At 63.4% G+C, this 22,246-nt stretch carries 23 protein-coding genes; 22 read left to right on the top strand and 1 reads right to left on the bottom strand.

Translation table 11 applies throughout. The features are described 5' to 3' along the window. The 9 genes from EPD80_RS04620 to EPD80_RS04660 are packed head-to-tail and all read left to right on the top strand — an operon-like array spanning position 1 to position 7,781. Positions 1-666: a precorrin-8X methylmutase gene (locus EPD80_RS04620; protein WP_142804058.1), complete on the top strand. Its 666-nt coding sequence runs from the start codon at positions 1-3 to the stop codon at positions 664-666. Continuing rightward, positions 663-1,796, top strand: coding sequence for a cobalt-precorrin-5B (C(1))-methyltransferase (locus tag EPD80_RS04625; RefSeq protein ID WP_142809784.1), 1,134 nt, complete (start codon positions 663-665; stop codon positions 1,794-1,796). The genes EPD80_RS04620 and EPD80_RS04625 overlap by 4 nt, the downstream gene beginning before the upstream one ends. Continuing rightward, positions 1,783-3,066: a precorrin-6y C5,15-methyltransferase (decarboxylating) subunit CbiE gene (gene cbiE, locus EPD80_RS04630; RefSeq protein ID WP_142809786.1), complete on the top strand. Its 1,284-nt coding sequence runs from the start codon at positions 1,783-1,785 to the stop codon at positions 3,064-3,066. Before EPD80_RS04625 ends, cbiE begins: the two co-directional genes overlap by 14 nt. Next, positions 3,063-3,824: a precorrin-2 C(20)-methyltransferase gene (gene cobI / locus EPD80_RS04635; RefSeq protein WP_142809788.1), complete on the top strand. Its 762-nt coding sequence runs from the start codon at positions 3,063-3,065 to the stop codon at positions 3,822-3,824. Before cbiE ends, cobI begins: the two co-directional genes overlap by 4 nt. Further along, complete coding sequence (locus tag EPD80_RS04640) at positions 3,821-4,561, top strand: cobalamin biosynthesis central domain-containing protein (protein WP_142809790.1); 741 nt, start codon at positions 3,821-3,823, stop codon at positions 4,559-4,561. The genes cobI and EPD80_RS04640 overlap by 4 nt, the downstream gene beginning before the upstream one ends. Beyond that, positions 4,558-4,950, top strand: coding sequence for a cobalamin biosynthesis protein (locus EPD80_RS04645; RefSeq protein ID WP_142809792.1), 393 nt, complete (start codon positions 4,558-4,560; stop codon positions 4,948-4,950). The genes EPD80_RS04640 and EPD80_RS04645 overlap by 4 nt, the downstream gene beginning before the upstream one ends. Next, positions 4,947-5,903, top strand: coding sequence for a precorrin-3B C(17)-methyltransferase (gene cobJ / locus EPD80_RS04650; protein ID WP_142809794.1), 957 nt, complete (start codon positions 4,947-4,949; stop codon positions 5,901-5,903). The genes EPD80_RS04645 and cobJ overlap by 4 nt, the downstream gene beginning before the upstream one ends. Then, positions 5,896-6,498 carry a cob(I)yrinic acid a,c-diamide adenosyltransferase gene (gene cobO, locus EPD80_RS04655; protein WP_142809796.1) on the top strand — a complete coding sequence of 201 codons (603 nt, stop codon included), beginning with the start codon at positions 5,896-5,898 and terminating at the stop codon, positions 6,496-6,498. Before cobJ ends, cobO begins: the two co-directional genes overlap by 8 nt. Continuing rightward, positions 6,492-7,781 (top strand): cobyrinate a,c-diamide synthase, encoded by a 1,290-nt coding sequence (locus tag EPD80_RS04660; protein ID WP_142809799.1) that lies wholly within the window; start codon positions 6,492-6,494, stop codon positions 7,779-7,781. The genes cobO and EPD80_RS04660 overlap by 7 nt, the downstream gene beginning before the upstream one ends. Here EPD80_RS04660 and EPD80_RS04665 read toward each other — a convergent pair. Beyond that, positions 7,776-8,564: an IclR family transcriptional regulator gene (locus EPD80_RS04665; protein ID WP_142809800.1), complete on the bottom strand. Its 789-nt coding sequence runs from the start codon at positions 8,562-8,564 to the stop codon at positions 7,776-7,778. The two genes, EPD80_RS04660 and EPD80_RS04665, sit on opposite strands and share 6 nt — an antisense overlap. 147 nt (positions 8,565-8,711) lie before the next feature. On the opposite strand from EPD80_RS04665, the gene EPD80_RS04670 reads away from it, so the two are divergent. From EPD80_RS04670 to pstC, 13 genes are all read left to right on the top strand, one after another. Then, positions 8,712-9,944, top strand: coding sequence for a CaiB/BaiF CoA transferase family protein (locus EPD80_RS04670; protein ID WP_142809803.1), 1,233 nt, complete (start codon positions 8,712-8,714; stop codon positions 9,942-9,944). A gap of 24 nt (positions 9,945-9,968) precedes the next feature. Further along, complete coding sequence (locus EPD80_RS04675) at positions 9,969-11,135, top strand: acyl-CoA dehydrogenase family protein (RefSeq protein ID WP_142809805.1); 1,167 nt, start codon at positions 9,969-9,971, stop codon at positions 11,133-11,135. Positions 11,136-11,163: 28 nt separating this feature from the next. Beyond that, positions 11,164-12,333 (top strand): CaiB/BaiF CoA transferase family protein, encoded by a 1,170-nt coding sequence (locus tag EPD80_RS04680; protein ID WP_142809807.1) that lies wholly within the window; start codon positions 11,164-11,166, stop codon positions 12,331-12,333. Between the two features lie 29 nt (positions 12,334-12,362). After that, on the top strand, positions 12,363-13,388 hold the full coding sequence (locus EPD80_RS04685; protein WP_185957710.1) for a TRAP transporter substrate-binding protein: 1,026 nt from the start codon (positions 12,363-12,365) through the stop codon (positions 13,386-13,388). Positions 13,389-13,617: 229 nt separating this feature from the next. After that, positions 13,618-14,142: a TRAP transporter small permease gene (locus EPD80_RS04690; protein ID WP_185957711.1), complete on the top strand. Its 525-nt coding sequence runs from the start codon at positions 13,618-13,620 to the stop codon at positions 14,140-14,142. Between the two features lies 1 nt (position 14,143). Then, positions 14,144-15,427: a TRAP transporter large permease gene (locus tag EPD80_RS04695; protein ID WP_142809887.1), complete on the top strand. Its 1,284-nt coding sequence runs from the start codon at positions 14,144-14,146 to the stop codon at positions 15,425-15,427. Between the two features lie 72 nt (positions 15,428-15,499). After that, on the top strand, positions 15,500-16,585 hold the full coding sequence (locus EPD80_RS04700) for an acyl-CoA dehydrogenase family protein (protein ID WP_142809812.1): 1,086 nt from the start codon (positions 15,500-15,502) through the stop codon (positions 16,583-16,585). A 12-nt stretch (positions 16,586-16,597) separates the two neighbouring features. Then, on the top strand, positions 16,598-17,746 hold the full coding sequence (locus EPD80_RS04705) for an acyl-CoA dehydrogenase family protein (protein WP_142809814.1): 1,149 nt from the start codon (positions 16,598-16,600) through the stop codon (positions 17,744-17,746). A gap of 36 nt (positions 17,747-17,782) precedes the next feature. Next, positions 17,783-18,571, top strand: coding sequence for an enoyl-CoA hydratase/isomerase family protein (locus EPD80_RS04710; protein WP_142809816.1), 789 nt, complete (start codon positions 17,783-17,785; stop codon positions 18,569-18,571). A gap of 200 nt (positions 18,572-18,771) precedes the next feature. Then, positions 18,772-19,668: an aromatic amino acid exporter YddG gene (gene yddG / locus EPD80_RS04715; RefSeq protein WP_142809818.1), complete on the top strand. Its 897-nt coding sequence runs from the start codon at positions 18,772-18,774 to the stop codon at positions 19,666-19,668. Continuing rightward, positions 19,665-20,105, top strand: coding sequence for a DUF423 domain-containing protein (locus EPD80_RS04720; protein WP_221928846.1), 441 nt, complete (start codon positions 19,665-19,667; stop codon positions 20,103-20,105). The genes yddG and EPD80_RS04720 overlap by 4 nt, the downstream gene beginning before the upstream one ends. A gap of 92 nt (positions 20,106-20,197) precedes the next feature. Then, positions 20,198-21,199 (top strand): PstS family phosphate ABC transporter substrate-binding protein, encoded by a 1,002-nt coding sequence (locus EPD80_RS04725; protein ID WP_142804068.1) that lies wholly within the window; start codon positions 20,198-20,200, stop codon positions 21,197-21,199. Positions 21,200-21,295: 96 nt separating this feature from the next. Then, positions 21,296-22,246 (top strand): phosphate ABC transporter permease subunit PstC, encoded by a 951-nt coding sequence (gene pstC, locus EPD80_RS04730; RefSeq protein ID WP_142809820.1) that lies wholly within the window; start codon positions 21,296-21,298, stop codon positions 22,244-22,246.

Genomic DNA, 22,246 nt, shown 5'->3' on the forward strand with positions numbered 1-22,246 from the left:
ATGACGGCGATCACCGAACAGCTCACGGCCTTGGGGCGCGCGATCGAGCACGATTCTTTCGCCATCATCGATGCCGAGGTGGGGGGAGCGCATTGCTATGCCGCATCGCAGTGGCCGGTGGTGCGGCGTATGATCCACGCGAGTGCCGATTTCGAGTTCAACGGGCTGACGTTCTTTCACCCCGAGGCGATTGAGGCGGGGATCGCGGCGATCCGCCGGGGGGGCACGCCCGTGGTGGCGGACGTGGAGATGATCTGCGTGGGGCTGTCGCGCCCGCGCCTGTCGCATTTCGGCATGACGGCGCATCAGTTCATCGCCGATGAAGACGTGATCGCGGCGGCGAAAGCGAACGGCGGCACCCGGGCGGTCGAGGCGATGCGCAAGGCGCACCGCTTGGGCTTGCTCGAAGGCTCGATCGTCGCCGTCGGTAATGCCCCGACCGCGCTGATCGAGGTGATTCGTCTCATCGAAGAAGAGGGCGTGCGCCCGGCACTGGTGCTGGGTATGCCGGTGGGTTTCGTCTCGGCCGCCGAATCCAAGGAGCGGCTCATGGCGCAGCAGGAAGTGCCGTGGATCGCCATTCGCGGGCGCAAGGGGGGATCCACCCTCGTCGTGGCGGCACTACATGCCCTGCTCGCGCTCGCGGAGGAAGAAGGGGACGTGTGAGCGAGGAGAAAATCCGCAAGAGTGTGCCGAAGAAACGCGGCAACCGCACCGGCTTTACCACCGGGGCGTGTTCGGCGGCCGCGGCACGGGCGGCGGCTTGGGCGCTCGTCTCCGGCGAGCGGCCCACCGAGATCGAGTGCCGTCTGCCCAACGGGCAGATCGTGCGCTTTCCCGTGCATGAGACCGTGTTCCTCGACGCCGACACGTGTCGGGCGGTGGTGGTGAAGGATGCGGGCGACGATCCCGATGCCACCCACGGGGCGCACTTGACGGTCGAGGTGCGGCGCCTGCCCGGGCGCGCCGGCGTGATTGCCCTCGAGGGGGGCGAAGGCGTGGGCGTGGTGACCAAGCCGGGATTGGGCCTGGAGGTGGGGGGGCCGGCGATCAATCCGGTGCCACGGCGCAACATCACCGAGAACGTGCAGGCGGTGGCGGAAGCGCTGTTGCGCACCGACGGGTTGGCGGTGAGGATCTCGGTGCCCGGCGGCGAGGAGATGGCGAAGAAAACGCTCAACGCCCGTCTGGGAATCCTGGGGGGCATCTCGATTCTCGGCACCACCGGCATCGTGCGCCCCTATTCGACGGCGGCGTTTCGCGCGAGCGTGGTGCAGGCCGTGGACGTGGCGGTGGCGCAGGGTTGCGACACGGTGGTCTTCACCACCGGGGGGCGCACCGAGAAGTTCGCCATGCGCCAGTTGCCGCATCTGCCCGAGGCGGCTTTCGTACAGATGGGCGATTTCGTCAAGGCGGCGTTTCGCGCGGCGATCGCCCGGCGCGTGCGCCATGTCTGCGTGGGGGCGATGATCGGCAAGCTCACCAAGATGTGCCAGGGGCTGGCGGTGACGCATGCGTGGAAGGCCGAAGTCGATCGCGATCTGCTCGCCGAGGCTGCCCGCGAAGTGGGCGCGCCCGAGGCGGTGGTCGAGGAGATCCGCGCTGCCGAGACGGCGCGTTTTGGCGCCGAACGGCTGGCCGAGCTGGGGCTGGCGGTGCCGTTTCACCGGGCCGTGGCCATGCGCGCGATCCGTCGTCTGAAGGCGGATCATCCGGGCGAGTATCACCTCACGGTGCTGGTGTGCGATTTCGAAGGGCAGGCGATCTGCCGGGTGGAAGAAGATGAATGTGCCTGAACGTTGTGCCGTGATCGGCATCCTCGACGACGGCTGGGAAGGTCTGGGAGAGGAGTCCCGCCGCTGCCTGCACGAGGCCGAACTCGTGATCGGCGCGGAGCGCACTCTCGCCCTCGTGCGCCCGCACCTGCCGGAAGGTCGCGAATGGCGTGCGCTCGACAGCGCTTTGGCCGAAGTGCCGCGCTGGGTGGAAGAGGCGCTCGGCAGTGGGCGGAAAGTGGCGGTGCTCGCCACGGGCGATCCGCTGTGCCACGGCCTGGCCCCGTGGTTGATCGCCCGCCTGGGGGAGGCGCGGGTAGACGTGTTGCCGGCCGTCTCGACCCTGCAGCTCGCCTTTGCCCGCTGGAAGCTGCCGTGGCAGGAGGTGCGCATCGCCAGTTGCCATGCACGCGACGCGGGTGACTGGTCTTTTTCGGCGGGTCCGGGGCATCCGCTGTCGCCGGTACTGCGCGCCGTGGCCCGGGCGAGGCACGTGGCGGTCTTCACCAGCCCGGAGAACGGTCCGGCACGCATCGCCCGCGCCCTCATCGACTGCGGCTATGGCGAAGAGATACGGATGCGGGTGGCGAGCCGTTTGCTGCTCGCCGACGAGGCGCTCTTCGGGCCGCTCACGCCGCAAGAAGCGGCGCGAAGGGAATTTCCCGATCCCAACGTGGTGCTCATCGAGCGCCACGGCGGGGAATCGCCGCTTTTCGGCTTGGAAGACGCGGAATACGCCCAGCGGGCGCCGGAGAAGGGGCTCATCACCAAGCAGGAGGCGCGGGCATTGTCGCTGGCGAAGCTCCGGTTGCGGCCCGATGCCTGCGTCTGGGACATCGGCGCGGGGTCCGGTTCGGTGGGATTGGAGTGCGCCCGTCTGTGCCCCGAGGGGGAGGTCTGGGCGATCGAGAAGAACCCGGCCGAGGTGGCCAATGCCCGCGAGAACGCCCGCCGCTTGCGCGTGGCCAACTACGTCCTCGTCGAGGGGCGGGCGCCGCAAGGACTGGACGAATGGCCGGCGCCGAATGCGGTCTTCATCGGTGGCTCGGGCGGGGAGTTGCCCGAGCTGATCGCACTCGCGCTCGCACGGCTCAAGGACGGCGGCCGCCTGGTGATGAATTTCGTGACGCTGGAAAATCTCGCTACCGCGATAGCGGCGGTGCGTTCCTCGGGTTTTCCCTGGGAGGTGGTGCAGCTGCAGGCGAGCCGCAGCAAACCCATCCTCGACATGCACCGGCTCGCCGCGCAGAACCCGGTGTGGATCGTCACCGTGGCCAAGGAGGGAGAATGAAACTCACCGGTGTTTCGCTCGGCCCGGGCGATCCGGGCCTCATCACCCGGCGTGCCTGGGAGGCGCTCACGAGCGGGGCGCGCTGGCTCTATCCGGTGAAGCGAAGCGGCGGCGACTCCTACGCCCTCGACATCGTGCGCCGCGCGGGCCTCGCCGTGCCCGAAGACGCCGTGCCCCTCGTCTTCCCCATGACGCGCCAAGCGGAAGTGCTCGAGCGCGCCTGGCAGCGGGCGGCGCAGCAAGTGATCGAGCTGGCGCGGGAGACGTCCGAATTTGTTTTCCTGGTGGAGGGGGACGCCTCCACGTTCGCCACGTTCGGGCATCTGGCCCGTACGCTCGAGGCGCACGCACCGGGCTGCACGATCGAAACCGTCGCCGGCGTCCCTTCTTTCCTCGCCGCGGCCGCCGCGGCCGGCGTGCCGCTCGCCGAGGAGGACGATCGGGTGGCCGTGATTCCGGTCGCCTACGGCATCGGCGTGATCGATCATCTGCTCGACGAGTTCGACACCGTGGTGCTGCTCAAGGTCAAACCCCTGCTCGACGAGATCCTGGCGCTCCTTGCCCGCCGTGACTTGCTCGGGCAGACGTTTTTTTGCGAGAAAGTCGGTGCGCCCGAGCAGCGTCTCGTCCGGGACGTGGCCACGCTCACGGGAGAAAAAGTGAATTACCTCTCGCTCTTGATCGTGCGCCAGCAGGGCCTGCCGCGTGGCGAGCTGCGGCGCGGTTGCCGCAAGAAACCACTGGAGGTGCCGTCATGAGATGCGCGGTGGTGGCGATCACCAAACACGGCCTCGCGCTGGCGGGCAGGGTGGCGGCGGCGCTGCCCGGCGCCCGGGTTTTCGCGCCGGCCAAATTCTCCGAACTGGCGCAGCGGGCGGCTCCAGGCAGGGCGCAGTGCTATGAGGGCAAGACGGGCGAGCAGATCCCGGCGCTCTTTGCCGCCTTCGATGCGATCGTGGCCATCGTCTCGCTGGGGGCGGTGGTGCGGCTCATCGCCCCGCATCTGCGCGACAAGGAGCAGGATCCGGCGGTGGTGGTGCTCGACGAGGCAGGGCGTTTCGTCATTCCCGTGCTCTCGGGGCATCTGGGCGGAGCGAACGCGCTCGCCGGGCATCTGGCGCTCGCGCTGGGGGCTACGGCCGTGCTCACCACGGCATCGGACGCCCGCGAAACCCTGTGCGTCGATCTGCTGGGGCGCGAGCTCGGCTGGCACTTCGAGGCAAGCCACGACGAGATCGTGCACTGCAGCGCGGCCGTGGTCAACGACGAGCCGGTAGCCTTGGTGCAGGAAGCGGGCAGTACCGACTGGTGGCGCGGGCACGCCAACGGGCGCAGCGGTCCGCTGCCGGCGAACCTCGTCAGGCTCGATCGGCTGGAGGAGGCCGATCCGGCTCGCTATGCCGCTCTTCTGTGGATCACGCGCGAAGGCCGCGCCGAGGATCACCCTCAGTGGGCCGGGCGGCGCGTGATCTATCGTCCGCCGGAGTCGCCATGAAAGTCGCCGTGGGAATCGGCTGCGATCGGGGCACGTCGCTCGCCACCCTGGAGACGGCGCTTTCGCAGGCGCTCGAGTGCGTCGGGCTCTCGCCCGAGGCGATCGTTCTCCTTGCCAGCATCACCCTCAAGGCCGACGAGCCGGGGCTGCTTGCCCTCGCCGCGCGGCTCTCCTGTCCGCTGCGCTTTTATTCCCCCGAGGAACTGGCGGCAGTGCCGGTGCCGCATCCTTCCGAAGTCGTGCGCCGCCACACCGGCACGCCTTCGGTGGCCGAGGCGGCGGCGCTGCTTGCCGCCGGCGCGCCAATGCAGGACTTGATCGTGGAAAAACACCGCTACCGCGGCCCAGACGGCCGCAATGCCACCGTCTCGATTGCGAGGATGTCATGAAGGAAACCGAGGTTGCCGCGCGCGGCAAGATCTTTCTGGTGGGTATCGGCCCCGGCAGCGAGGCGCACATGAGTGCCCGCGCGCGGCAGGCCATCGCCGAAGCCGACACGGTCATCGGCTATGTCACCTACGTGCGCCTGGTGGCGCCGTTGCTCGAAGGCAAAGAGGTGATCCGCAAGTCGATGACCGAGGAGCTCGATCGGGCGGTCGAGGCGCTCGAGCGTGCCCGGCAGGGCAAGACGGTGGCGCTCATCTCGTCGGGCGATGCCGGGGTCTATGGCATGGCCGGGCCGACGTTCGAGGTGCTCTTTGCCGCCGGCTGGCAGCCCGAGGGAGACGTGGCCGTGGAGATCGTTCCGGGCGCCTCGGCCATCAACGCCTGCGCCGCCTTGGTGGGCGCGCCGCTCACGCACGATTTCTGTGCCATTTCGCTCTCCGATCTCCTCACGCCCTGGCCGGTGATCGCCCGGCGGCTGGAAGCCGCTGCCGCCGCCGATTTCGTCGTCGCCCTCTACAATCCCAAGAGCGGACGGCGCACGCGCCACATCGTCGAAGCTCAGCGGCTGCTGCTGCGCCACCGCGCGCCCGATACGCCGGTCGCCATCGTCAAATCCGCCTACCGACCGAAACAGTACATCGAACTGACCACGCTCGAGCGCATGGCCGAGGCCGAGATCGGCATGCTCTCGACGGTGCTGGTGGGCAATTCCCGCACCTTCGTGCGCCACGGACTGATGGTGACGCCGCGCGGCTATGGCGAAAAGTACGTTTTCGACGAGGGGGAACGTCAGGCGCGTGAGGGAGAGCAGGCCGGCCGCTCGCTTTCGAGCGGCCTCGAGGGGTGGTTGCGCGAGATTCGCGCAAGCGGCGAGAGCCCGGCGAGCCTGGCCCGACGCTACGCCTTGCCGGAAGACTATCTCGCCGCCCTGCTCGCGGAGGAATCCGATGGCTGAAGAAGACGCGGCACGCCATCGCGCCCGCATGCAGCGCAAAAAGGTGGTGATCGACGGACGCATCGCCCGGGCGTCGCTCGAGCGGGGGGTCTTCCTGCTCCATACCGGCAACGGCAAGGGGAAATCGAGCGCCGCGTTCGGCGTGCTCGCCCGCGCCCTGGGGCACGGCATGAACGCCGTGGTCGTACAGTTCGTCAAGAGCCGCTCCGATACCGGCGAGGAAGCCTTCTTCCGTCACCACCCGGCGGTGCGCTGGTACGTGATGGGCGAGGGGTTTACCTGGGAGACGCAGGACCCGGCGCGCGACGCAGCCGCCGCCCGCGCCGCCTGGGAGACGGCCCGCGCCGCGCTCACCGATCCGGGCGTGGCGCTCGTGATCCTCGACGAGCTCACCTACGCCTTCAAGTATCACTGGCTCGACCTGGAAGAGGCGCTGGCGGTGTTTCGCGCGCGCCCGTTCCACCAGCACCTCATCGTCACCGGGCGGGCCGCGCCGGCGGCGTTGGTCGAAGCGGCCGACACCGTCACCGAGATGGGACTCGTCAAACACGCTTTCCAGGCGGGGGTGAAGGCCATGCCGGGGATCGAATGGTGAACTGTCCCGCCTGGCTCGTCGCCGCTCCCGCTTCTGGTCACGGCAAGACCACCGTGGTGGCGGCGCTCGCGCGCTGGCATACCCGCCAGGGGCGACGGGTGCGCGTGTTCAAATGCGGGCCGGATTTTCTCGATCCGCAGATCCACGAACTCGCCTCGGGTGCGCCTTGCGAGACGATCGACTTTCGCATGGCCGGGGAAGAAGATGCCCGCTGGCGCCTCGCGCGTGCGGCGCGGCACGCCGATCTCCTCCTCGTCGAAGGCGTGATGGGGTTGCACGACGGCGAACCCAGCGCCGCCGAACTCGCGCGCCGTCTGCATCTTCCCATCCTGCTCGTCATCGATGCGAGTGCCATGGCCGGCAGTTTCGGCGCCGTGGCCTGGGGATTGAAACACTACCGCGAAGGGGCACCGATCACCCACGTGCTCGCCAACCGCATCGGTAGCGCCATGCACGCGCGGCTGTGCCGCGACACGCTGCCCGAGGACATCGCCTGGGCTGGGCATTTGCCGCGCGACGAGGCGATGACCCTTCCCGAGCGCCACCTGGGATTGCTGCCCGCCGCTGAAATCGCTGACCTGGAAACGCGACTGGATCGCATGGCCGAGGCCATCGGCCAGACCGAGGCCGCAGCGCTGCCGCCGCCGGTCGCCTTTCTGCCGGCAGATGCCCCATCGTCCCTTCCGCCGCTCCTCGCCGGGCAGACGGTGGCGGTGGCGCGCGATGCCGCTTTTTGTTTCCTCTACCCCGCCAATCTCGAGACCCTGCACGCCCTCGGGGCCCGCACGGTCTTCTTCTCCCCGCTCGCGGACTCCGCCCTGCCGCCGTGTGATGCCGTCTGGTTGCCCGGTGGTTACCCCGAGCTGCACGCAGCGGCGATCGCCGCCAACCGCCCGATGGCCGCGGCACTCGCCGCCCACGTGCAGTCGGGCAAGGCGCTGCTCGCCGAGTGCGGCGGCATGATCGCCTGCGCCGAGACCCTCGTCGATGCCGCGGGCCGGTCCTGGCCGATGTTCGGTCTGATTCCAGGCCAGGCGCGCATGCAATCGAGGCTTGCCGGCCTCGGCGTGCTGGAAGGGGATCTCCCCGAGGGACGCCTCACCGGCCACACCTTCCACTACTCCACGTTCGAGACGACGCTCGCGCCGCTCGCTCTTGCGCGCAAGACCCGCGGCGCCGGTGGCGAGGCGATTTACCGCCAAGGCCGGCTCACGGCGAGCTACATGCACTTCTATTTTCCGTCGAACCCGGTGGCGACGGCTCGGCTTTTTGGCGCTTCATGAGGCACTGCCGACGGGCAAGCGATAGAGGTTCGGTACATGGGTTGCGAAATAGTCCGGGCCAAGATGACGGGAAACGCCTTCGTGCATCTGCCGGGCAATGACGTCCATGTGATTCCCGATGCGGAAAAGAGGTCCGGCGACGGTGAAAGAGAAGATTCTGCCGTTGAGCACCAGCGGTACGGCGACGCCTCCTAGATCCTGGGTATAGGCCGAAGCGCTGCTAAACCATCCACGGTGCAGCGATTGTTTGATCTGGGTCTCGATCTCCTCGATGCTCATAGGCGTACCTTCACCGTAGCGCTCGAACACGGTGCGCCGCAGCAAGCTCGCAACCTGTGACGGTGGCATCTGGCTGAGGATGGCCTGCCCCGAGGCCGTGGCATGCAGAGGCAATTGCTTGCCCACGTAGGCCTGATAGGCAATGGGATGGCGTGAAGGAATCACCTCGAGGAAGACGACGTGCGTTCCGCTTGCCGCCGTGATCCCAACCGTCTCCCCCGTGATTTCGGCGAGATCTCGCAGAAGACGGTTTACTTCTTCGGGAAGGGGTTCGGCGGCGCTGATCTCCTGCGCCAGGGAAAGCCAACGTGGCGTCGGGTAATAACCCTGCCGCGGCTTTGGCTCGTAGAGATACCCCCGTTCGACGAGCGTCTGTACGAGGTTGAAAGTGCTCGAACGCGGCCAAGCGAAATGACGGGCGATCTCCGAAGGGTTGGCCGGCTCCCGTCGATGGGCAAAAAATTCCAGAAGATCGAGTACTTGGCTCACCTGTTTGACGATCATTTTTTCTTCCCTGTGGATTTCATGTCCTTGATAATGGACAAATGGGCGTTATAGAGCGTTATTTCACTTGACCCGCCCCAGTAGTGGGATTACCATAACACGAAGATGATAAAAATGTCCATGTTCATGGACAAATAGGAGGAGGAGATGGGACCCTTACAGGGCATCCGCGTCGTCGACATGACTTCGGTCTTGATGGGACCTTACGCGACGCAATGGCTGGGGGACTTTGGGGCCGACGTCATCAAGGTCGAATCCTTGGAAGGAGACATCGTCCGGCAGATCGGCCCGACTCGCCATGAGGGCATGGGATGCGTTTTCCTCAATACCAACCGTTCCAAGCGCTCGATCGCCCTCAATCTCAAGGAAGCAGCGGGGCGTGATGCTCTGCTGCGCCTGTGTGCTACGGCCGACGTCCTCACCTACAACATTCGCCCCCAGGCCATGCAGCGGCTCGGTTTGTCGTATGAGGAAGTCGCTGCCGTCAATCCCCGCATCGTCTATGCCGGCATGTTCGGCTATGCCCAGGACGGGCCTTATGCAGAGCGTCCTGCTTATGATGATTTGATTCAAGGAGGGGCGCTTCTTCCCTATCTCTTCTCTTTGGTCAATAACGGTGAGCCACGCTACGTCCCTTGCGCCGTGGCGGATCGCGTCGTTGGTTTAGTCGCCGTCAACGCCATTCTCGCGTCGCTCGTCGAGCGTGAGCGCAGCGGCCGCGGGCAGCGCGTGGACATTCCCATGTTCGAGACCATGGTGGGGTTCGTGCTCGGAGATCACCTCTCCGGACTCACCTACGAGCCTCCTCTGGGCGGAGGAGGGTATGTACGGCAGCTGTCGCCCGACCGACGACCCTATCGGACGCAGGATGGCTATGTCTGCGCCTTGCTCTACAACGACGGTCATTGGCGTCGCTTCTTCGCTGCCATCGGGCGCCCGGATCTGCCCCAAGCCGATCCGCGCTTCAGCGATTTCCGTTCGCGCATGGCCCACATCGACGAAGTCTACGCCGAATTGTCGCGCATCTTTCTCACCCGGACGACCACCGAATGGCTCGAACTGCTGCAGCAGGCCGACGTTCCTGCCATGCCCATGCACACCTTCGACACGATCCTCGAAGACCCCCATTTGCGCGCCACCGAGTTTTTCCGCCTGGTGGAGCATCCTACCGAAGGACGTATCCGCTCGATGGCGGTACCGGTTCGGTGGTCGCGCACGGCGGCCAAACCCGAGCGGCTCGCGCCGCGCCTGAGCGAGCACAGCGAGGAGGTGCTGCGCGAGGCAGGTTTCGCTCCCGAGGAAATCGCCGCCCTGTACGAGGCTGGCGTCGTACGCTCGCCCCCTGAAGGCAAACGAGGGGCTGACGTATCGAATGAATGAGGCATCCGAAGAGGAGAGGATGCGATGGATTTTCGCTACAGCGAAGAGCAAGAAGCGATCCGTGAAGCCGTTGCTCGGATCTGCGCCGATTTCGGCGACGAATATTGGCTCGAGCGAGACGGAAAAGGGGGCTTTCCCCAGGAATTCTACGAGGCGCTGGGTCGTGGAGGCTGGCTCGGGATATGCATTCCCAAAGAATACGGTGGTTCTGGTCTGGGCATCACCGAGGCTGCGATCATGATGCGCACCGTCGCCGAATCCGGGGCTGGAATGTCGGGTGCCTCCGCCGTGCACATGAACATCTTCGGACTAAACCCCGTCGTGCGTTTCGGCACCGAAGCGCAGCGCCGGCGCATGTTGCCGCCCATTGCCCGGGGCGAGGAAAAGGCGTGTTTTGCCGTGACCGAACCCAATACGGGGCTCGACACTACCCGCTTGAAGCTGCGAGCCGTCAAGAAAGGCGATCGCTATCTCGTCAATGGCCAGAAAGTCTGGATTTCCACGGCACAGGTGGCCGACCGCATCCTGCTGCTCGCACGCACGACCCCGCTCGAAGAGGTCGAAAAACCCACTTTCGGACTCAGCCTCTTCTACACGCGGCTCGATCGTGCGCGCGTGCGCGTGCGCGAGATCGACAAAATGGGGCGCAAGGCCGTCGATTCGAACGAACTCTTCTTCGAAGACTTCGAGATCCCCGAAGAGGACCGCATCGGTGAGGAGGGGCGCGGGTTCGAGTACATCTTGCACGGGATGAATCCGGAACGCATCTTGATCGCCGCCGAGGCCGTCGGTTTAGGATGCATGGCTGTGCAGCGCGCCGTCCGCTATGCCAAGGAGCGCATCGTCTTCGACCGCCCCATCGGGAAGAATCAAGCCATTCAGCATCCTCTGGCCAAGAGCTGGGCCGAACTCGAGTCGGTTTGGTTGATGGTGCTCTCGGCGGCCTGGCAGTACGATCAAGGCATGCCGTGCGGGGCCGCGGCCAATGCGGCGAAATACCTTGCCGGCGAGGCGGGCTTTGCCGCGTGCCAGACGGCCGTGATGACCCACGGTGGTTTCGGTTACGCCAAGGAATACCATGTCGAGCGCTATCTTCGGGAAGTGATGATTCCGCGCATCGCCCCCGTGAGCCCGCAGCTGGCCTTGTGTTTCATCGCCGAGCGGGTATTGGGATTGCCGAAGTCGTATTGAAGAGTGGGTGTACCCAAAGGAGGGGACAATGAAAGAACGATCTGTGGGACCTCTGTCTGGTCTGCGCATGGTAGAGATGGTCGGAATCGGTCCGGCGCCGCTGGCGGCGATGCTGCTCTCGGATCTCGGTGCCGAGGTGATTCGCATCGATCGACCTCAGCCGGTAGACCTCGGGCTTGCACGTCCCGTCCGCTTCGATCTGGCAGCCCGAGGGCGACGTTCGATCGCGATCGACCTGAAACGCCCCGAAGGCGTGGAATGCGCTTTGGCCCTGATCGAGCAGGCCGATGCCTTGATCGAGGGATTCCGCCCTGGCGTCATGGAACGACTCGGCCTTGGTCCCGACGTGTGTTTGGCCCGCAACCCTCGTCTCGTCTATGGCCGCATGACCGGCTGGGGGCAGGAAGGTCCCTTGGCTCATACGGCTGGCCACGACATCAACTACATCGCGCTCACCGGCGCCTTGGAGGCGATCGGCCGCAAGGGGGCGCCGCCCACCGTGCCGCTCAACTACCTCGGCGATTATGCGGGCGGCACCATGTTTCTTGTCCTGGGGTTGCTGGCGGCGATCCTGCGTGCCCGCGAATGTGGCCAAGGGCAGGTGGTCGATGCAGCGATGATCGATGGGGTCTCTGCGCTGTCGACACCGCTCATAGGGCTGCGCGCCGCGGGTCTATACAATCATCCGCGGGGCGAGAATGTGCTCGATGGCGGCGCCCCGTTCTACGACGTCTATGAATGCGCCGATGGGAAGTACGTCGCCGTCGGCGCGATCGAGCACAAATTCCGCGATCTCCTGCTCGACAAACTCGGCTTGCGCGAGCAGATGCCCGATCTCGACGATCGCGCCAACTGGGACGAAGGGCGCCGCCTCCTTTCCGAGCGCTTCCGGCAAAAGACGCGTGATGAGTGGGCCGCACTCTTCGACGGCAGCGATGCCTGCGTCACGCCGGTGCTTACTTTCGAAGAGGCGCCCGATCATCCCCACCACCGCGCCCGACGTCGCTATGTGACGCTCGATGGCATCGTGCAACCCGCACCGGCGCCCCGCTTCAGCGGACATGCTATCGCAGCGGAGCGCCTGCAGCCGCCGGAAGCGCCGGGTGCGAGTTCCGAAGCCATTTTGCGTGATTGGGGCGTAGATGCAGAATCGACCCAGCGTTGGCTAGCGAGCGGTGTCATCGTTTCGCACACATGAATCCATTTACCAAAGGGGAGGGGACGAAGATGAAAAACAAGGCGTTGCTCTGCATTATTGCCGCCATTTCCTTGAATGCTGCAGCCGAGACGAAATTGCGCGTCGGTGATTCATTTCCCAACGAGCATTTCATCGTCCAGAAATTGACGCGACCGTGGATCGAGCGGATCAAACAGCTAGCAGGCAGTGAGCTCAAACTCGAATACTATCCCGCCGAGCAGATCGGTAAAGCCAAAGATCTCCTCTCGCTCACCTCGACCGGGGTCATCGACATCGGCTATGTGGCGCCCGCCTTCGTCGGAGACAAGATGCCATTGTCGGTAGTGGCCGAGCTTCCCTTGGATTTCAAATCTTCCTGCGAGGGAACGCCGGCATTTCAGCGCATGGCAGCCCCCGGCGGCATCCTGGATAAACAAGAGTTTGCCCCCAACGGCGTGCGTCTTTTGTGGACCGTGGTCCTGCCGCCGTACCAGCTGATGACGGCGCCAAAGGTGAAGTTCGAGAACCTGAAATCCATCGAAGGGTTGCGTGTGCGGGTCACGGGCGGGGCGAAAGAGCTTGCCGTGCGCAAACTCGGGGCGGCGCCAGTGCAGATCCCATCGCCCGAAGTCTATGAGGCGATGATGCGCGGGACTGTCGATGGCGCGATCTTTCCTTTTACGAGTGTTTTCTCCTACGGCGTGGAGAAAATCATCAATGCTTCCACCGTCGGCGAGAACTTCGGTTCTTTCGTCGTTACCTACGTGATCAACGAACGCAAATGGCGTGCGCTCTCTCCTGAATTGCAGAAAGCGATCACCCAGGCGAGTGAAGAAATCCAGAACGTCGCCTGTAAAGTCGCCGACGATGAAGACAACGACAACATACGGCGTCTCGAAGAAATGGGATGGCGGATGGTCAAGTTTTCAGACGAAGATCACCAAGAACTGCGGCGGCGTCTCGACCCCGTGGCGAGCGAATGGGCCCAAACCCTCGACAAGCGGGGCAAACCCGGCACTCAGGTCCTGAAGGAATATCAGGAAAATCTGCTAAAAACCAAAGACCTCCAGCGCTAATTTTTGCGGCCAGTGGGTTTTTAGCCGTGCAAACCGTAATGTACCTCGAATAGCTCTTCGGTACGGGTGCCGCTGCGTTCTCCGGGCCCAGGATGCTCGTCTATCTGTGAGATAGCTGGTGCCCGGGTATCTCGCTCTGTAACCGCTCGCGACGGTTTTTCGTGGTGCTCGACGTTTTGGAGAATCGATGGACCACTCAAACGCTTCTTGTGTTGCTCGGATCAATTGCGTGCTGGAGCGTTTCGAGCGGCTGGCGATGTGGGTTGCCTGCGTAGCGATGGTGGCGATGATGCTGTTGATTGTCACCGACGTCGTCGCGCGCTATTTCCTTCGTGCCCCCCTTTCCTGGTCGTTCGATCTCATCTCGCTCTATCTCATGCCAGTTGCTTTTTTCATGGCGCTTGCCGATACGCTGCATAAAGGACAGCACATCGGCGTCGATCTGGTCGTGAATACCGTTCCTAAGCGGGCATCCTATGCTATGTATGCTTTAGGAATGATTTTGTCGCTGGTAGTCTTCGCCGGATTTTCTTGGAGCGCCGCGGTCATTTCCTGGGAGGACTTCAAAGCGGGATCCGTCACTTCCGGTTTGATTCCCTGGCCAACCTGGATCTATTCCGCCGTGATGTTCCTCGGCTGCTTTCTGTTGCTGTTGCGGGGGGTGATGCGCAGCCTCGTTTTCATTCTCGCGTTTTGGAATGGTCGCGATCCCTCCATTCCCGAGCAGGCCCATTCGGACGTGGAGGAGATTTGACATGTTGGCCATGATTTCTCTGGCGCTACTCTTCGCCCTTTTAGCGCTGGGAATGCCGATCGGTTTTGCTCTGGCACTTTGTGGCATAGCCGGCCTGTATTATCTCGGAGGGTACGATACGGTCTTCGGTGTGCTGCAGACGGTGCCGTTGTCTACGGCCAGCGGCTACGATCTGGTGACCTTGCCGATGTTTCTGTTGATGGCCGAGTTCATCATCGTCAGCCGGATCGCCGATGATTTGTTCGACACGGCGACGAAGTTCATCGGTCATTTACGCGGAGGTCTGGGGATTGCGACGGCGCTTGCTGGGGCTGGTCTGGCGGCGATCACCGGCTCGAGCACCGCTGCTGCTGCAACCTTGTCGGTAGCGAGCCTGCCGGCGATGATCAAGCACGGCTATGAGAGAAGTATGGCGGCTGGAGTCGTCGCCATCTCTGGAACCTTGGCAATGCTCATTCCGCCCAGCATCGCCATGGTAGTGTATGCCATCATCGCCGGCATCGGCGTCGGACCGATGCTCCTTGCCGGCATCATACCGGGAGTGCTCGTTACCCTCACCATCGCCTTGACCGTGAGGTTTCTCGTCATCCGCGATCCGCGGCTTGCACCCACGACCGCCAAAGCGCCATGGAAGGAAAGGCTGGCTTCCCTGCGTATCACCGGCCCCATGGTGGTGCTCATCCTCCTCGTAACCGGCGTGATCTATGCTGGAATCGCCACGCCGACCGAGGCTTCGGCCCTGGGCGCTTTTGGTGCGCTACTCCTCTCCATGCGGGCTAACGCTAGTAAATCCCAGCTATGGGGCGCTGTCGGTCAAGCGGTTCGCGCAAGCTGCATGATTTTCACCATCATCATTGGGGCAAAAATATTCGGTTATTTCTTCACCATGACGCAATTCACCCAGGATCTGATCGCTTGGGTTTCCTCGTTGGGACTCAATCGCTACCTGGTCATTGTGGCGATTCTATTGCTGTATCTCGTGTTGGGATTTTTCCTAGATCAGATCGCCATCCTGACGATCACGGTGCCGGTGATTCTGCCTTTGGTCACGAGCTTGGGGTTCGATCCGATCTGGTTCGGTGTCATTGTCATCTTGATGGCCGAGGTCGGTTTGGTCACGCCGCCTTTGGGGTTGAATGCTTTCGTGGTGGCACGGGCGACGAATCGGCCCGTGGGCGAGATCTTCCGCGGGGTGACGCCTTATGTCCTTGCGCACCTCGTTCTCGTTGGCATCTTCGTTGCATTTCCCCAGCTGATTTTGTGGTTGCCGAATTCGGCGAATTGAGGGTTTAGATGGGGTGCGATCGGACTGTACGGCAGGGTGGGCGTATTTTTCCTTTTCCTGGAGACGAAGACCATGAGTGAGCATTTATTGAAGGATACCGTTTCGCGGCTTTTTGAAGCGCTCGTAACGAAAGAGCTGATCGAGGCGATGGAAGGTGGACTGTGGCCTCGAGAAGCTTGGGCACAATGCGAAGAGCTTGGTTTGCCGAGAGTCTGGGTTCCAGAGTCAGCTGGTGGGTATGGCGTGGATCCGGCTGAGGCGATGGAAGTGGTGCGCTTGGTGGGGCAGTACGCCGTTCCCCTGCCGCTCGTCGAGACGATGTACGCCAATCGACTGGCGGCGATCAGCGGGCTCGCGATCGAAGAAGGGCCGACGACTTTTGCCCCGGTGCATCAGCGTCAGCTTCCCGCGATGCGCGCCACCTCTGGGGGGTGGCACTTGAGGGGAGCGCTCGAAAGCGTGCCTTGGGCCCGTTGGGCACGCCATGTGATCGTTTTGGCACAGGCGCCCGAAGAACAGCGGTTTTATCTGGCACGAGTACCCAGTCATAGTCTGGCGCTCGAGCCAGGCAACAATCTTGCCGGTGAACCTCGCGATACGGTGCGTTTCGACCTCGTGCTTCCCGACACCGCGGTGGCTTCTTTGCCTGAGGAATTCGGTTGGTCCCAATGGGAAGGTGCAGCGGCGGCGCTGCGGGCGCTGCAGATCGCCGGGGCGCTGACGCAGGTGCTGGATTTGAGCGTGCAGTATGCCAACGAGAGGGTGCAGTTCGGCCGTCCGTTGGGGAAATTCCAGGCAGTGCAGCAGAACCTCGCCGTGCTTGCCGGCTGGGTGGTCACGGCAACGGCGGCTGCGGACATCGGCGCCGAAGCGCTGATCGAAGGGCCGACGCTGCTGCCGATCGCGGTGGCCAAGGCGAGAACCAGCGAAGCGGCAGGCAGTGCGGCGGCGATCGCGCACCAGGTCCATGGTGCGATGGGGTTCACCCGCGAACATCGGCTGCATACCTTTACCCGCCGCTTGTGGTCCTGGCGGGATGAATTCGGCAATGAAGGGTATTGGCACCGTCAGCTGGGTCGCCTCACTTTCGCAGCTGGAGCGGACGGTTGGTGGCCTATGGTCACGGCAACGCCATATGTCAAAGCCCAAATCGCTTGAGGGAGATTGCTCATGATTGCCATTGCGTTTCCATCCCCTCCTCCGACCACCGCTGAGCTCGAGACCTTGCGCCAAGAAGTTCGCGCATTCCTCGCCGCAGAGCTTGCCCATCTGCCGCCGCGCGAACGCGTCCGCTCGTGGATGGGGTTCGATGCTTCCTTCAGTCGCAAATTGGGGCAGCGTGGCTGGATCGGCATGACCTGGCCCAAGCGTTATGGCGGGCATGAGCGCAGCGCCTTGGAGCGCTACGTCGTACTCGAGGAATTGTTGGCGGCTGGTGCCCCCGTGAGTGCGCACTGGATCGCCGATCGACAAAGCGGCCCTTTGTTGCTGAAGTATGGCACGGAGGAGCAACGGTGCGAGATCCTGCCGCGTATCACTGCGGGAGAGTGTTTTTTCTGCATCGGGATGAGCGAACCGGATGCCGGCTCGGATCTGGCCAGCGTACGCACACGCGCCACTCCCGTCGAGGGCGGCTATGTCGTCAATGGCACCAAGGTGTGGACCACCAATGCCCATCTCTGTCATTACATGGTGCTCTTCTGCCGTACAGGGGTTCAGGAAGATCGTCATGCCGGTTTCAGTCAGTTTTTGGTGGACATGAAGACGCCCGGCATCACGGTGCGGCCGATCGCCGATCTCTCCGGCGAGCATCATTTCAACGAAGTGGTGTTCCAAGACGTCTTTCTGCCGCGCTCGGCGCTCTTGGGTAAGGAAGGGGACGGTTGGAAGCAGCTGATGGAGGAGCTCGCGTTCGAGCGCAGTGGCCCCGAGCGCTTCTTGTCTTCTTTCGTCGCCATGGTCGAGGCGGTGCGGGCCCTACGGGATGCGCCTTCGGATGCGGCCCAAGCGGCGATCGGACGCATGACGGCCCAGCTCGTCGTACTGCGTCGCCTTTCTCGTTCGGTGGCGGGGATGCTGCAGCGCCAGGAGAAACCCGATCTGCAGGCAAGCCTCGTCAAAGATTTGGGTGGCGTGTTCGAACAAGAAGTCGCCGACATCATTCGTTCGTTGGTGGCGGTCGAACCTTCCTTGGGTGCCAAGGACGAGCTGTCCGCCACTTTGGCGCGATTGGTGATGCTCGCCCCGTCGTTTTCTTTGCGCGGGGGAGCTAGGGAGATCCTGCGCGGCATCATCGCACGGGGTTTGGGGTTGCGGTAAGACCACCGCGGCCAATGTCAGAGGAGAGAGGGGAAGATGAGCGATTTGATCTACGAAGTCGTAAACCACGTGGCCTGGATCCGGCTGAATCGACCGAGACTGAAAAACGCCTTCACGCTCGAGATGATCGACGAATGGGCGGCCCGTCTGCAAGAGGCGAGCAAGGACGATGATGTCTGCGTGGTCGTCGTCACCGGCAACGGCGGTAGTTTCTGCTCCGGCGTCGATCTGGCGGTGATGGACGAGCTCTATGCAAAGAAAAGCGCACTGGCATGGAAGACGCTTTTGTGGAATCGCATCCACCGCATCGCGCTCACCTTGAACGACATGGATAAACCGGTGATTGCCGCCGTACGCGGTACGGCAGTGGGTGCCGGTATGGACATGGCGCTGATGTGTGATTTGCGTTTTGCTGGACGTTCGGCCAAATTCAGTGAAGGATACATCAAGATCGGTGCCGTTCCCGGAGATGGTGGCTGTTACTTCCTACCCCGCCTCGTCGGCCATGCGAAAGCGCTCGAATTGATGTGGACGGGCGATTTCGTGGACGCCGATGAAGCCCTCCGTATCGGCATCGTCAATCGAGTTTATGACGATGAGGTGCTCGAACGCGAGACGCAGGCCTTTGCCGAGCGGATCGCAGCGCAGAGCCCCTTGGCGGTGCGGCTCATCAAGCGCGCCGTCTACCAGAGTCGGGACTGCGACCTGCGCACTGCGCTCGACCTGATCTCTTCGCACATGGGGGTGGTATTGACCACGGAAGACGCGGGTGAGGCGTTGGCGGCTTTCCAGCAGCGGCGTACGCCCCAGTTTCATGGCAGGTGATCTTGCTTCGAATGGGTGACACCGAAGACCCAATCCTCGGTGCGGTGGATCGAGCACTTCACCACCGCACCCTTTGAGGAGATCGCAAGCTAGGGAAACGTCTCGAAGCGATCGAGGATGGGGCCCAGAGCGGTGCCCCGTTGCTACGGGGAAGGGCGCCGAGCGGTTAGAATTGCGCGATCTTCCGGTCGGTGCAAAAAATGAAACCCGTCGTTCGCGCCACCCTGATCGGAGCGAGCGCCATCGTCCTGTGGGGGACGCTCGCGCCGCTCACGGCGCTCACCGGCGGGCGCATCCCGCCGTTCCAGCTGCTCGCCGCCAGTTTCACCCTGGCGTTCGCCCTCATGCTGCTGCGCTGGCGTCTGCAGGGGCACTGGGGCCTTGCCCGGGCGCGTCAGCCGCTTGCCGCGTGGTTGCTGGGGGTGGGCGGGCTCTTCGGTTACCATGCCTGTTATTTTGCCGCCATGCAGCGGGCGCCCGCGGTGCAGGTGAGCCTCATCGCCTATCTATGGCCGCTTCTGATCGTGCTCTTTGCCGCCTTGTTGCCCGGTGCTCGTTTGCGGGTGCGCCACCTCGTCGGAGCGGCGCTGGCGCTCGGTGGAGTGTGGATGTTGCTCGGGGGCAACGCCGGTTTCGATTCGACGTACGTGAGGGGCTATCTGCTCGCCGCTGCCTGCGCCCTCATCTGGTCGGCCTATTCCGTGCTCTCGCGTTTGTTGCCGCGCGTGCCGAGCGAGGCGGTAGGGTGGTTCTGCGGAGCGACGGCGCTCCTTGCCTGGATGGCGCACTTCGCTTGGGAGCCGACCCTCTGGCCCGACGGGGCAATGGGCTGGTGCGCCCTGCTCGCCTTGGGGTTGGGTCCGGTGGGGATGGCGTTCTTCACCTGGGATCATGGCGTCAAGCACGGGGACATCGCGCTCCTTGGAGTGCTCTCATACGCGGCCCCGCTCATCTCCGTTGTGTTGTTGGTCGTGTTGGGCTTGGCCGAACCCAGTGCTCGGCTCGAGGCTGCGGCGCTGGCGATCGTGGGCGGCTCGCTGGTGGCGGGTTGGGAATGGAGGAAACGGGCCGTTTCCTCGTTCGAGGAGGTTTCGTGACAAGGGTGATGACGGCTTCCCGCTTCCCGCTACTGGCCGCGGCGTGCTTCGGCTTTCTGGGGGTAGCCATGGGCGCGTTCGGGGCGCATGTGTTGCGGTCGCACCTTGCCGCCGCGCTCTACGAGAACGTGCAAACGGCGGTGTTCTACCAGTTCGTCCATGCCCTGGCGCTCTTCGCTCTGGGGGTGCTGGGAGCCGCGGGCTGGAGGAACCGGGCCTTGAGCCTCGCGGCGGGGTTGTGGACGGGCGGGGTGATCGCTTTCTGCGGCAGCCTCTACGCTTATGCCTTTACGCAATGGTGGCCGCTGGTGTGGGTGACGCCGTTAGGCGGCACGGCGCTGCTCGCCGGCTGGGCCGCGTTCGGCATTGGCGTCTTGCAGGAAATTCCTTCGATGCAAGACGGGTCTCCATGCTCATCGAAGCGACGATCGCGTTAAAATTTAACAAGCTCGTAACAATCGCACTCTAGACTCTCCGGGTCGGGACGTTCGTCCCTGCAAAGCCCCTTTCTCGAACAAGGAGTCGTTCCATGAAATTCTCCAAAAGCGTACTGCTTGGAGCACTGGCGTTGGTGGGTGCGGTCGGTGCCGCTCAGGCACAGCAGAAGATCGTCACGATCGACGGATCGAGCACGGTCTATCCGGTGACCGAGGCCGTGGCCGAGGAATATCAAAAAATGAAGAAAGGCACGGTGAAGGTCACGGTGGGGATCTCCGGCACCGGGGGTGGATTCAAGAAATTCTGCCGTGGCGAGACGGACATTTCCGGGGCATCACGACCCATCCTCAAGTCGGAAATGGAAGTGTGCCGCCAGGCCGGAATCGAGTACATCGAGCTGCCGGTGGCTTATGACGCCATTACCGTCGTGATCAACCCGAAGAACACCTGGGCCGAGGAAATGACGGTGGCCGAGCTCAAGAAGATGTGGGAGCCTTCCGCGCAAGGGGTGGTCGACAACTGGAAGAAGGTCTCCGAGCGATTCCCTGATCATCCGCTCAAGCTCGCCGGTCCCGGTGCCGATTCCGGCACCTTCGATTATTTCACCGAAGCCATCGTCGGCAAGTCGAAGTCGAGCCGGGGTGATTTCATGGCTTCCGAAGACGACAACGTGATCGTACAGTTCGTCAGCCGCGACGTGGGCGCTTTGGGCTTCTTCGGCATGGCGTACTACATGGAAAACAAGGACAAGGTCAAGGCCGTCAAGATCAAGAAAGACGAAAACTCGCCGGCCATCGCTCCCTCGGTCGAAACGGTGAATAACGGCTCGTACCAGCCGCTGTCTCGCCCCGTCTTCATCTACGTGAGCGCAAAGGCCGCCCAGGAAAAACCGGAGGTGCGAGAGTTCGTCGAATTCTATCTGCAGCACGCTGCCAAGCTGAGCAGGGAAGTGGGCTACGTCGATCTGCCCAGCCAAGCCTATGAGCTGGCGATGGAGAACTTCAAGGCGATGAGAACGGGCACGGCTTTCGGCGGTGTGCCCGACGTCGGTTTGAAGGTCGAGGAATTGCTGCAGCGTGAGAAGCACCTGTAAGCTGCATTGCCACGCCATCGGCTCGCGATTGCCAGCCGATGGCTTTTTCATCGTTCGATCCTTATTACTACGGTCAGACAGACCATGAGCGATTCAATGACGACGACCGACACGGGTGGTAGCGGTAGTCTTTCCTCTCCTTATCTCGACCGTATCCGCACCATGCGCCACGTGCGCAACGGCAAGGAACGCATCATCGAGGCGATCCTTTTCGTGGCGGCATTTTGCGCCGTGGCGGTGACGGTGGCCATCGTCGCCATTTTGCTCTACGAGGCCTCGACGTTCTTCGAACACGTCTCGCTCGTGGAGTTTCTCACCGGCACCGAATGGACGCCGCTCTTCGAGCGTGCGAGGTATGGCATGCTACCGCTGCTGGTCGGCACGGTGGTGACTTCCGCCATCGCCTTTCTCGTCGCCGGCCCGCTGGGCTTCCTCATCGCGATGTATCTATCCGAATTCGCTCCGCCGAAACTCGCGGAGGTGCTCAAACCTTTCCTCGAACTGCTCGCCGGCGTGCCGACCATCGTCTATGGCTATTTCGCATTGCTCTTCGTCACGCCGCTGCTGCAGAAACTCATTCCGGGGCTGCCCGGATTCAACATGCTCAGCGCCGGTCTGGTGATGGGATTGATGATCGTGCCCTACGTGGCTTCGATCGCCGAGGATGCGATGCGCGCCGTGCCCATGGCGCTGCGCGAAGGCTCGTACGCCATGGGGGCCACGCGTTTTCAAACGGCGATGTGGGTGGTGCTCCCGGCTTCCTTCTCTGGGGTGATGGCTGCGTTCGTGCTGGGGATTTCCCGGGCGGTGGGCGAAACGATGATCGTGGCCATCGCCGCCGGTCAGCAACCCAACTTCACTTTCGATCCGCGCGAACCCGCGGCGACGATCACCGCCTACATCGTGCAGGTGGCCATGGGCGATCTGCCGCACGGTTCGATCGGCTACCAGAGCATTTTCGCCGTCGGGCTCGTGCTCGTGGTGATCACCTTGTTTTTCAACCTGATCGGCCAAATGCTGCGCCGGCGCATTCGCGAGGTGTATTGA

The organism is Tepidiphilus olei (genome assembly GCF_006980705.1).
Classification (GTDB): domain Bacteria; phylum Pseudomonadota; class Gammaproteobacteria; order Burkholderiales; family Rhodocyclaceae; genus Tepidiphilus; species Tepidiphilus olei.